Here is a 13,194-nt window from a genome sequence, read left to right on the forward strand (position 1 = left end):
ATGGATCTGGAAAACCGGGTCACCGATCTGGAGAGCCGGCTGGCCTTCCAGGATGATGCGCTGCAAACCCTGAGCGATGTGGTCTACGAGCAGGAGCGCGTGATCGAGCGCCTGCGTTTGCAGATGCAGGCGCTGCTCAAGCGTCTGGAAGACCTGCAGGGTCAGGTCGGCGTCGCAGAAGATGATGCTCCGCCGCCACATTACTGAGTCTTGCTCCGCTGCCGCCCCCCCCCCGGCGCAACTCGGTTCCCGGTCGTCGGCCGGCGCTGGTGTCTGGAGTGTGACAATCAGGCGCACAGGCAAGCATCGTTTGTGCGCTGCATCTCTCGGAAATCGGGAAATAGCCTACAGTTCGTCGGGATAATGGCCTAAGGGCATCATGTATCAAATATGATCCAATCCGTCTTTTGGGATGGACTGGCCGCTTGGCCAGATGACAGGGATCGTAAGGATGCATGTTCTCTACCGTGGCTGGATGCCCGTCCTGGCATTCTGCTTTGCCTCGGCAAGCTTTGCCGCACCATTGCCCACGCCGGGTGACAACGACCTCCAGCGCCAGCGCCAGGAGCAGCTGCTGCGTGAGCAGCAGAAGCGCCTGGAAGAGCTTCAGCAGCTCCCTGGCAAGGCGCCCGGCGAGGAGCGTCCGACCACCGCGCCGGACACCCGTTGCTTCACCATCCGCAGCATCAGCCTCGAAGGTGCAGAGCACCTCGATGCGCGCTCGCGCGAGGCGCTGCTGGCGCCCTATCGCGATAAATGCCTGGGGGTAAACCAGCTCAACGAGTTGCTCAAGGGCATCACCGACCACTACCTCTCGCGCGGCTTCGTCACCACCCGCGCCTACCTGCCGCAGCAGGACCTCTCCAGCGGCGAGCTGAAGATCATCGTGGTCGAGGGGCGCTTCGAGGGCTTCAACCAATCGGAACTGGCCAGCGAGCGCGAGCTGGCGATGACCTTTCCCGGCGCCACCGGCGAAGTGCTGAACCTGCGCGACCTGGAGCAACTGGTCGATCAGATCAACCGGCTTCCCTCGCGCCAGGCGCAGATGGAGCTGGTGCCGGGCCAGGAAGTGGGCGGCAGCCGCGTGCAGCTCAAGGGCGAGCGCAGCAAGCCCTGGCGCGTCTCCGCCAGCCGCGACAACAACGGCGATGCGACCTCCGGAGAGCAGCAGGCCGGCGTCGGCCTGGACTGGGACAGCCCGCTGGGCCTGGCCGACCAGTTCGGCCTGCGCTATGGCGAGGACGTGGTCAGCGACCACTGGAAGCACTCCGACAACCAGAGCCTGTGGTACAGCGTTCCCTACGGCTGGTGGACCTTCAACTACAGCTACAGCCGCAACTACTACCGTACCCGCAACGAAGACGCCGGCTTCGCCTTCAAGTACGACGGCGACAACGAGACCCACCAATTGGGCGCGGAGCGCGTGCTGCACCGGGACGATGTGAGCAAGACCGGCGTGAACTTCGGCCTCAGCCACCAGCGCACGCGCAACTACATCGACGACACCCTGCTCGACGTTTCCAGCACCCATCTCAGCGAATTCCGCCTGGGTTTCAACCACGGCCGGCGCGTCGGTAGCGCTTTCGTCAACGCCGACATCGGCTGGCAGCGCGGCATCAGCGCCTTCGGCGCGCAGGACGACGAACACGGTGCGCCCCACGGCACCCCCACTGCCCGCTACAACAAATACAGCCTGACCCTGAGCTACCTGCAGCCGTTCAAACTGTGGGACGAAGCGTTCAGCTTCGAAAGCCTCGCCACCGGTCAGCACAGCGAAGACCTGCTCTACAGCCCGCAGCGCATCAGCCTGGGGGGCTTGAGCTCGATCCGAGGGTTCAAGGACCAGACGCTATCCGGTGACTCCGGCTACTACTGGCGCAACCAGCTGCGCTGGCGCCGCGCCGTGACCTGGGAGCCGCTGCTGCCCTGGGTGCAGGAGTACGGCGTGGCCTACGCCTACGACTTCGGCGCCATCGAGCACGGTCGATACAACACCGGCCTTTCCGGGCGCATGAGTGGCCATGGCGTGGAGTTCAGCGCGCGCGGGCAGTACGCCGCCGCCTCCGTAACCCTGGCGCGCTCGCTGGAGCGCCCCGACATCATCGAACGACGTGAGCATCCGGTTTATTTCCGGGTCGACGTCTTCTTCTGAACCGCTTCGCTCTTTAGCTGATTGCTACCAGCTAGTACCTGGGAGATTCCCACATGGACGTACGCCACCCGTTGTACCAGGCCATTGCCAGTGTTCTGACCGGCATCCTGTTCCTCAACCCCATCGTCGCGGCAGCGGCCGAGTTGGCGGTGGATGCGGCAGCGGGTGGCAATACCCACCTGGGCGCGGCGGGCAATGGCGTGCCCGTGGTGAACATCGCCACGCCTAACGGCGCGGGGCTCTCCCACAACAAGTTCACCGACTACAACGTCGGGCAGAACGGCCTCATCCTCAACAACGCCACCGGCAAGACCCAGTCCACCCAACTGGGCGGGATCATCGTCGGCAACCCCAACCTCAAGGGCGGCGCGGCCAGCAAGATCCTCAACGAAGTCACGGGCGGCAACCCGTCGCAACTGCGCGGCTACACCGAAGTGGCCGGGCAGGCCGCCCACGTCATCGTCGCCAATCCACACGGCATCACTTGCGCCGGGTGCGGTTTCGTTAACACCCCGCGCGCCACGCTGACCACCGGCAAGCCATTGATGGATGGCGAGCGCCTGCGTGGTTATGACGTCGACGGCGGCGAGATCACCGTCGAAGGCGCCGGCCTCAACGCCAGCAACCTCGACCAGTTCGAACTGATCACCCGCAGCGCCAAGCTCAACGCCGACCTCTACGCCAAGCAGCTCGCCATGGTGACCGGGCGCAACCAGGTCGACGCCGAGACCCTGGCCGCCACCGCCAAGGCCGACGACGGCAGCGCCAAGCCGCAACTGGCCATCGACAGCTCCGCGCTGGGCGGCATGTACGCCGGGGCGATTCGCCTGGTGGGCACCGAGCAGGGCGTGGGCGTGAAGCTGGCGGGCAACATGGCCGCCAGTGCCGGCGATATCCAGATCGACGCCAACGGCCAGTTGAGCCTGGCGCAGACCAGCGCCGCCGGCAGCTTGCGCGCCAAGGCGCAGGACATCGCCCTGAGCGGGCCGACCTACGCCGGCAACACAGTCGATCTGAACGCCAACGGCCAACTGAACAACAGCCAGAGCCTGGCCGCCGGCCAGCGCGTGGCATTGAGCGCTGCGCAGGTCAGCAACAGCGGCATCGTCGAAGCAGGGGTCAACGCGGACAACAGCCGCAACGCTCAGGGGGACGTGACCATCACCGCGCAGAACCTGCGCAACAGTGGCAGCGCGATTGCCAGCCGCAATCTCGAGGTCAATGCCAGCGGCACCCTGGACAACCAGGGCGGCGCGCTCAAGGGCGCTGATACCCGCGTGACTGCGGCTAACCTGGACAACCGCCAGGGCCGCCTGCTGGCCAACAATCAACTGACCCTCAGCGCCGCGCGCCTGGACAACCGCAGCGGCAAGGCCGTCGCCAATCACCTACAAGTCAGCGGCGGTGCGCTGGACAACCGCCTCGGTCTTTTCTCTGCCGAGCAATCGCTGAACTTCACCCTCGACAGCCTGGACAACAGCGGCAAGGGCAACCTGGTCAGCAACGGCACCCTGCAGGCTCGCGTCCAACAGAAACTCGACAACCAGGCCGACGGCCTGCTCTCGGCCAAGGGCGCGCTCGGCGTGCAGGCCGGCAATCTGGATAACCGCGGCGGACTGGTGGTCGGCGATGCCGGCGTGACCGTCTCCGGCGCCAGCCTGAACAACAGCGCACTGGGCGTGATCAGCAGCTTGGGCGAGCTGAAACTCGACGTCGGCCAACTGGACAACAGCCAGGGCGGCAGCCTGGACAGCGGCGCGGCTTTGAACCTGACCGCCGGCCAGGTGAACAACAATAAAGGCAGTGTCAGCGCCAAGGGCGACCTGCTCGCCAAGGCAGACAACTTCAGCCAGCAGGGCGGCGAACTGCTGGCCCAGGGTGCCCTGAACCTCGAAGCCGGTCAGCTCGACAACCGTAATGGCGGCCTGGTCGCCGCCAATAACGGCGTGACCCTCAAGGGCGGCGACCTGCTCAACCAAGGCGGGGAAATCTCCAGCCGCGCCAAGGTCGATGTGCAAGCCGCCAGCCTCGACAACGCTGCCGGCAAGGTCATCGGCGATGCCGGCCTCAACCTGCAAGTCCAGCGCCTCGCCAACCGCGCCGGCACCCTGGCCGGCCGCGACGGTCTGACCGTTACCGGGCAGAGCCTGGACAACAGCCAGGGCGGCTTGCTCAGCAGCCAGAAGAACCTCTGGCTGCAACTGTCTGGCGCGCTCGACAACAGCGGCAACGGCGCGCTGCTCAGCCAGGGTCCCCTGACCCTCAACGCCGGCAGCCTCGACAACCGTACCGGTACCGTCTCCAGCGCCGGCCTGCTGTTCTCGCGCCTCGCCGGCGCCTTGAACAACCAGGGCGGCAAGCTGCTCAGCGACGCGGCCATCGACCTCGCCGGTGCCGACCTGAACAACGCCGGTGGCGTCATCAGTGCGGCGGGCGACGTCAGTCTGCAAGGCGCCACACTGGACAACAGCCAGAAAGGCCGCATCGTCACCGACGCCGCCATTCACCTCGCCACTGCCCAGTTGGACAACAGCCAGGGTGGCAGCCTGTCCGCTCGTGGCGTCATCGACGGTCGCGTGACCGGCCTCGACCAGCACGGCGGCGGCCAGCTGATCGGCCAGGCAGGAGTGGACCTCGACCTGCAAGGCGGTGCCCTCAACAACGCTGGCGGCCTGCTCGGCAGCCCGGGTCAGTTGGTGCTGCGCAATGTCGCCAGCCTCGACAACCGGGGCGGGGAAATCTCCAGCGACCGCGCTTTCACCCTCACCACCGGTACGCTGCTCAACCAGGGCGGCAAGATCCTCTCCAGCGACCGCCTGACCCTCGCCACCGCCGCGCTGAACAACAGCAATGCTGGCGTGCTTTCCGGCAGCAATGGCCTGAGCGTCAACGCCGCCAGCCTCGACAACAGCCAGGGCGGCACCCTCGCCAGCCGGGGCGACCTGCTCGTACGTAGCCAGGGCGCGCTGGACAACCACGGCGACGGCGCACTGGTCGCCGGCGGCAAGCTCGATGTCGGCAGCGCCAGCCTGAACAACCAGGGTGGCCTGCTTTCCGCCAGCGGCAACCTGCTGCTGGCCACCGGCAGCACCGACAACCGCGACGGCCGCCTGCTTGCCCAGGGGCGTCTGGACGGCACCACGGCTGACCTGGACAACCGCGACGGCGTCATCAGCGGTGCCCAGGGTCTGGACCTGGGCAGCGGCAACGTATTCAACGGCACCAGCGCCAACGGCAAGCCCGGCGGCCTGATCACCAGCCAGGGCGCGCTGACCCTGCGTGGCGGAAAGCTCGAAGCCACCGGCGGCGGTGAAATCTCCGCCAAGGGCGACCTGCACCTGATCGTCGCCCAACTGATCCAGCAGCAAGCGGCGCTGATCGGCGAAGGCAAGGTCACCCTCGACCTGGGCACCAACGCCCAGCGCGGCGACTTCGACAACCGCGGCGGCCTGCTCAGCGCAGGTGGCCCCCTGACGATCAACGGCCTGGGCAACCTCGACAACCGTGGCGGAGAAATCTCCGCCAGCCAGGGCTTTACCCTGACCGCCAGCGGCACCCTCGACAACCGCGACCAGGGCCGCCTCATCAGCGCCGGCCAGCTCAACCTGAACGCCAACACCCTGCGCAACGCCAACCAGGGGCTGCTCTCCGGTTGGCAGGGGCTGGTGGTCAACGCCGCCAGCCTGGACAACAGCAGCGGCGGCACGCTTTCGAGCCGCGATGGCGCGCTGACCCTGACGCTCAGCGGCGCCCTCGACAACCACGATGAAGGCGCGCTGGTCAGCAAGGGCAAGCTCAGCCTCGATGCCGGCAGCCTTGATAATGCTGGCGGCATCGTCTCCACCCAGGGCGACCTCGGCCTGACCCTCACCGGCGATCTGGACAACAGCGCCGCCGGCCTGCTCAGCACCCAGGGCAGCCTGACCGGCAGCGCCAAGGCCATCAACAACGGTGGCGGCCAGATCAGCGCCGCCAGCGTCGGCTACGACGCCAAAAGTCTCGACAACAGCGGCGGTAGCCTGATCAGCCAGGGCGCCCTGCGCCTGGGCCTGCTCGGCGCACTGCTGAACAACGGCGCCGGCTCGAAAATCGCCAGCGGCGGCCCGCTCAACCTGACCCTCGGCAGCCTGCAGAACCACGGCGGCCAGCTCGCCAGCCAGGGCCTGCTCAAGGTCATCGCCGGCAGCTTCGACAACAGCGCTGGCGGCACCGTGGCCGCGCAGACCGACCTGACCCTGACCCTCACCGGCGAACTGCTCAACGGCCAGGACGGCCTCATCTTCGCCAAGACCGGCCAGCTCAGCGCCAGCGCCAGCCGCATCGACAACAGCGCCGGCACCCTGCAAGGCCAGGGCGACACCACCCTCAAGGCCACCGGCGCCCTCGGCAACCAGGGCGGCCGTGTCATCAGCCAGAACGGCCAGCTCGACCTGCACAGCGCCAGCCTCGACAACGCCAATGGCGGCGTCCTCAACGCCGCCAACGGCGACCTCAAGCTGGTCACCGGCACCTTCAGCAACAACACCGGCACCACCCAGGCCAAGGGCCTCGACATCACCACCACGGGCGGCATCGACAACCGCGCCGGCCACCTCTCGGCGGTCAGCGGCGACAATCGCATCAGCACCACCGACCTGAACAACCAGGGCGGCGGCCTGTATGCCGGCGGTCTGCTCTACCTGCGCGGCAATCAATTGTTCAACGACGGCGCGGCTCTCGGTCAGGGTGGCAAGATTGGCGCCGGTAGCCTCGATGCCAGTCTCACTGGCGCGCTGAACAACCAGTTCGGCCTGATCGAAAGCAGCGGCAACCTGACCCTGGGAGCTGCCAGCATCAATAACGTGCTGGGCTCTATCCGCGCACTCGGCCAGGCACCCGCCGGCCTGCTGCTCGCGGCCAGCCCGACGCAGATGAAGATCACCAGCGGCGGCCTGTTCAACAACAACCTGGGCCGTATCGAGAGCGCCACCCAGGACTTGCTTCTGCAGACCGGTTCCCTGCAGAACGGTGGCGGCAACGTGCTGCACGTCGGCACTGGCACCTTTGGCGTCGACCTCGCCCAGGCCGGCCAGGCCGGTGGCAACTTCACCTCCAACGGCAGCCTGACCTACCAGGCCGACAACTGGACCAACAACGCCATCATCCAGGCGCGCAACCTCAACCTGACCATCGGCCAGCTCAACCAGGGCCTCTACGGCCAACTGCTGGCCGCGCAGAGCCTGATCGGTCGTGGCGGCGACTGGACCAACAGCGGCCTGATCGCCAGCGACGGCGCCCTCGACGTCCAGCTCGGCGGGACCTACAGCGGAGCCGGCCGTGCCTCCAGCGTCGGCAGCTTCAACCTCGGCGCCAATGTCATTGACCTGACTGGCAGTCTCGCTGGCGGCCAGGGCGTCACCCTGAACGCCAATACCCTGAGCAACCGTGGCCGTATCACGGCAGGCGGCGACCTCACCGCCAGCGCCGGCACCCTCGACAACTACGGCACCCTGGGCGGCGCCGGCGACGTTCACCTGAGCGCCTGGAACCTGCGCAATGACGGCGAGCAGAACGGCGCGTTGATCTTCAGCGGCGGCAACCTGCAGCTGCGCGCGCAGAACCTCACCAACCGCTACGCCAACATCTATAGCCTCAGCACCCTCGATTTCGCGGCCGACGACAACGGTGGTCGCGCCGCTCGCCTGGACAACCTTTCCGCCACCCTGGAGAGCCAGGGCGACATGCGTCTGAACGTCGGTGCGCTGAATAACGAGCGCGTGGTGCTGGTGGTCAACAACGCCGGTAAATACACCGCGCAGATCATCGAAGTCAGCTGCTACAAGTACTTCAACGACGGCAACGCCGACTGCAGCGGCGGCAAGGAAAACCAGGTCTGGGAAGTCACCGAGCGTGACAAGCTCGAAGTGCTCCGGGCCAGCGCCGCGTCCTCCATCAGCGCCGGCGGCAACCTCAACCTGCTGGGCGACTCGATCAACAATGCCAGCAGCGTCATCAGCGCCGGGCAGAACCTCTTCGCCAACGTCGCCAGCCTGAGCAACGAAGGTGTCGTCACCGGCGAGACCGAAACCCTGCGCGTGCTGCGCTCCGAGCGGACCCGCGACCACGCCAGCCGCAGCAACGAGGCCAAGGCCTTCACCGACCAGTACTGGATCGACAGCCCCAACTACGTCAACGATCCGGCCGCGATGGCCGACGCACTGAGCCACTTCATCGCCCGTACCGAGAAGGAATACCCGCAGTACGGCTCCAGCACCCAGCTCAACAGCGGCGACCAGAGCTACGCCGGCATCATCCAGGCCGCTGGCAACGTCAGCATCACCGCCACCAGCGAGATCAACAACAGCGTCATCCGCAACAACTACACCTTCGTCAATCCGGGCCAGAAGACCGGTGACACCGCCATCGGCGCCAGCCCGGTCGCCACCGTGGTGCCGATCAACTCGCAACTGCCACCCGACCTCGCCCAACAGCAGGTCAACCCCATCACCCTGCCGGGCTTCAGCCTGCCCACCGGTACTAACGGCCTGTTCCGCCTGAGCGGCCAGGAAGGCAGCGGCGGTGCTGCCGGCAGTGTGCAGGGCGTCGGCGAACTCGGCTTCAACGGCCAGAACCTCGGTACAGCCCAGCGAGAACAGGCACAGGATGGCGGCGCCAGCGCTGCCGGTACGGTTGCCCTGGGCGACGGCACGTCCGCCGCCACTGCCCAGTCCGGCTTCGACATCCCGCGCGTACAGGGCCTCCCCAGCAGCGCCACGCCGAGCAACAGCCACAAGTACCTGATCGAAACCAACCCCGAGCTGACCAGCCTGACGAGCTTCCTCAGCTCCGACTACCTGCTCGGCCAACTCGGCTACGACCCGGACAAGGCACAGAAGCGCCTCGGCGACGGCCTCTACGAACAACGCCTGATCCAGCAGGCGGTGGTCGCGCGCACCGGCCAGCGCTTCATCGATGGCATGGCCAGCGACCAGGACCTGTTCCGCTACCTGATGGACAACGCCATCGCCTACAAGGAACAGGTCCACCTGAGCCTCGGCGTGGCTCTTTCCGCCGAACAGGTCGCGGCCCTGACCCACGACATCGTCTGGCTCGAAGAGGCCGAAGTGAATGGCGAGAAGGTCCTCGTCCCGGTGCTCTACCTCGCCCAGGCGGAAAACCGTCTGGCACCTAACGGCGCGCTGATCCAGGGCCAGGACGTCAGCCTCATCAGCGGAGGCAACCTCAACAACGCCGGCACCCTGCGCGCCAGCAACAACCTCAGCGCCAGTGCCGGCAACCTGAGCAACAGCGGGCTGATCCAGGCCGGCAACCGCCTCGACCTGCTCGCCGACGACAGCATCCGTAACGCCGCCGGCGGCATCATCGCCGGGCGCGACGTCAGCCTCACCGCGCTGACCGGCGATGTGATCAACGAACGCAGCGTCACCCGCATCGACAGCGCCCAGAGCGCCAACCGCACCTGGACCACCAGCTTCGCCGACAGCGCCGCGCGCATCGAGGCCGCCAACAGCCTCGATATCAGCGCCGGCCGCGACGTCAGCAACCTCGGTGGCGTGCTGCAGAGCCGTGGCGACCTTTTCATCGGCGCCGACCGCGACGTCAACATCGCCTCGGTGGAAGTCACCAACGGCCAGCTCAACGGCCGCCGCTACTACAGCGAAACCACCACCCAGCTGGGCGCCGAAGCCAGCGCCGGGCGTGACCTCGACATCAGCGCCGGGCGCGACCTCAACGCCGTCGCCAGCCGCCTCGACGCCGCGCGCGACGCCGCGCTGAGCGCCGGCCGCGATGTCACCCTCGCCTCGGCGGCGGATGAGAGCCATAGCTACAGCAACACCCGCAAGATCAGCAGCCAGAAGGATCACGTCGAGCAGCAGGGCACCGAGCTAACGGCAGGCGGCGACGTCAGCATCGCCGCCGGGCAGGACCTGGCCCTCAAAGCCAGCAGCGTCAGCGCCTCCGGCGAGGCCTATCTCTACGCCGGGCGCGACGTCAGCCTGGTCTCCGAGCAGGACAGCGACTACAGCTACTACCGCAAGACCAAGACCAGTAGCTCCGGCCTCTCCAGCACCACCAAGACCCGCGTCGACAGCAGCAGTAGCACCACCCAGGTCGGCTCTCTGGTCAGCGCCGACAAGATCGCCATCCGCGCCGGCCAGGACATTGCCGTACAAGGCAGCGACGTCGCCTCCACCAACGGCACCAGCCTGTTGGCCGGGCGCAACGTGCTGATCGATGGCGCTACCGAAAGCTTCGAGACCAGCCACGCAGAGTCCAAGAAGAAATCCGGTCTCATGAGCAGCGGCGGGATCGGCGTGACCCTTGGCTCCAGCAGCCTGAAGACCACCCAGGACGATCACACCGAACAGACCCGTGGCAGCACCATTGGCAGCGTGCTCGGCAACGTCGATATCCAGGCCGGCAAGGACCTCACCATCCGTGGTTCCGACCTTGTTGCCGGTAAGGACATCAACCTCATCGGGCAGAACGTCAGCATCCTCGAGGCGCAGAACCGCAACCGCAGCGAGGAAACCCGCGAGCAGAAGAAAAGCGGCCTGACCCTGGCCCTGTCCGGCAGCGTCGGCAGCGCGGTGAACAGCGCCTACGAATCCTCCAAGCAAGCGCGCCATGAAGACGACAGCCGCCTGGCCGCCCTCAAGGGCATCCAGGCCGGCCTGACCGGCTACCAGGCCTGGCAGGCGGCGGAGCAGGGCGGCATGACGTCCGCTAACGCTGACCAGTTTGTCGGCATTGCCATCTCCCTCGGCTCGCAGCAATCCAAGTCGAAAACCGTCCAGGAGCAGAGCATCGGCCAGGGCAGCACCCTGACCGCCGGCAACAACCTCAACATCCTCGCCATCGGCGCGGGCAAGGTCGGTGAAGACGGCGATATCCGCATCCAGGGCAGCCAGCTCAAGGCCGGCCAGGACGTCATGCTCGCCGCCAACCGCGACCTTATCCTCGAAGCGGCCTCCAACACCCAGAAGCTCGACGGCAAGAACAGCAGCAGCGGCGGCAACGTCGGTGTCAGCCTGGGCTTCGGCGGCAGTGGTGGTGGCCTGAGCGTCTTTGCCAACGGCAACAAGGGCACCGGCTTCGAACACGGCAACGGCACCACCTGGACTGAAACCACCGTCGATGCCGGCCGCCAGGTCACCCTCGTCAGCGGCCGCGATACCAGCCTCATCGGTGCCCAGGTCAGTGGCGAGCAGATCACCGCCAAGGTCGGCCGCGATCTCACCCTGCGCAGCCTGCAGGACACCGATGAGTACCAGTCTGAGCAGAAGAACGTCAGCGCCGGCGTCAGCGTCGCCATCATCGGCTCCGGTGGCAGCGCCAGCCTCTCGGTGGACAAGAGCAAGATCCACTCCAACTACGACAGCGTGCAGGAGCAGACCGGGCTTTACGCCGGCAAGGGTGGCTACGACATCGAGGTGGGCAAGCACACCCAGCTCGACGGCGCCGTCATCTCCAGTACCGCCAACGCCGACCAGAACCGCCTGAGCACCGACACCCTCGGCTGGCGCGATATCCGCAACGAGGCCGACTACAAGACGCAGCAACAGGGCGTCAGCGTCAGCTCCGGCGGTGGTGATGGGCCGATGTTCATCGGTAACGCGCCCAACGGCATGGTCACCGCCTACACCCACGGCGACAGCGACAGCGGCACCACCCGCTCCGCCATCAGCGCCGGCACCATCGACATCCGCAATGGTGAAGCCCAGCAGCAGGACATCGCCAGCCTGAGCCGCGACGTCGAACACGCCAACGGCAGCATCAGCCCAATCTTCGACAAGGAGAAGGAACAGCGCCGCCTGCAGGAAGTGCAACTGATTGCCCAGATCGGCAGCCAGTCGATGGACATCATCCGCACCAACGGCGAGATGAAGGCGAACGAAGAAGGGCGCAAGGCGCTGGAGAATGACGGCAAGTATCCGCCGGGTGAAGGCGCCTCGGCCGATGAGATCAAGAAGTACAACGACGCTCTGGTCAACTCCAAGGCCTACCAAGATGTAATGCGTGAATACGGCACGGGCAGCAATTACCAGCAGGCCGCCCAGGCCGTAACCGCTGCACTTCAATACCTGGCCGGTGGAGATATCGGTGGGGCCGTCGCGGGAGCCTCGGCGCCCTATGTGGCGACGCTGATCAAGAAGCAAACCGGCGACAACGACACCGCCCGCATCATGGCCCAAGCGGTACTCGGGGCCATTGTGGCGAATGCCCAGGGCAACTCCGGCGTGGCCGGCGCTGCGGGGGCTGCGACGGGTGAGCTGATTGCGGCAACGGTGTACCCCAACAAGAAACCCGAAGACCTGACGGAGAGTGAACGGCAGATCGTTTCGGCGCTCTCCACCCTCGCAGCGGGGATGGCGGGTGGCTTGGCGACGGGGGATAGCGCTGGGGTTGTGGCGGCGGCCGGGGCGGGTAAGACGGCGGTTGAGAACAACTTCCTGGGTGAAGGAACTCCGCCTGGACTGATGAGTTACGGCCAGGCTGCTAGCTCCCTGAATGAGTACATGCTCAAAAATGGAGCAACTGCCGAGGAAATGGCTCTGGCCCAGCGTGATTTGGCTCAGGGTGTTGGCTTTGACGGCGTCCAACCAGCCAATGAGTTCATCAAGGCTTGGGCCGAGACGATGGGCGGAGAAGCGCTGGGTCTTGGTATTGCGGGTGTTTTCGGTAAATTCCTAAGGTGGGGGGCAGCAGGCGCGGGAGCAGCAGAGGTCGGTGCAAAAGGCAGCTCGTTGGTAGGGAAAAATATTGATGCTTTGTCTAGTGCGGGAAAAGTATTGGACCCTGCGGATAAATCAGGGCAGCTTTCACTAGCTGGTCGAGCGCTCCAGAAGCATGGCAGCAGAGAAGGTAGTGCATTCCCTAGCGTCAAAGGCAGTCCTTCCGAAATTAATGCTCAAGGTCAAAAAATAGCTGATGATATTCTGAATAATCCCGCGTCAACCGTAACCTACAAAGACACCGGGAGGTTTGGGAAAGTTATGGATGTAGTTGCTCCCGACGGGAGGGGGCTTCGCTACGATGCC

The 13,194-nt window shown here is 65.9% G+C and carries 3 protein-coding genes; all 3 read left to right on the plus strand.

The window, feature by feature from the left end:
- A complete protein-coding gene (locus FAS41_RS26425; RefSeq protein WP_138526312.1) occupies window positions 1–207 on the plus strand; it encodes a SlyX family protein in 207 nt (68 codons plus the stop codon).
- 268 nt (window positions 208–475) lie between these two features.
- Window positions 476–2,152: a ShlB/FhaC/HecB family hemolysin secretion/activation protein gene (locus FAS41_RS26430; RefSeq protein WP_171049557.1), complete on the plus strand. Its 1,677-nt coding sequence runs from the start codon at window positions 476–478 to the stop codon at window positions 2,150–2,152.
- Between the two features lie 53 nt (window positions 2,153–2,205).
- Window positions 2,206–13,194: hemagglutinin repeat-containing protein (locus FAS41_RS26435; RefSeq protein ID WP_138526314.1), on the plus strand; the 10,989-nt coding region annotated here is incomplete at its 3' end.

The sequence above is a fragment of the Pseudomonas nicosulfuronedens genome (assembly GCF_005877905.1).
Lineage (GTDB): Bacteria > Pseudomonadota > Gammaproteobacteria > Pseudomonadales > Pseudomonadaceae > Pseudomonas > Pseudomonas nicosulfuronedens.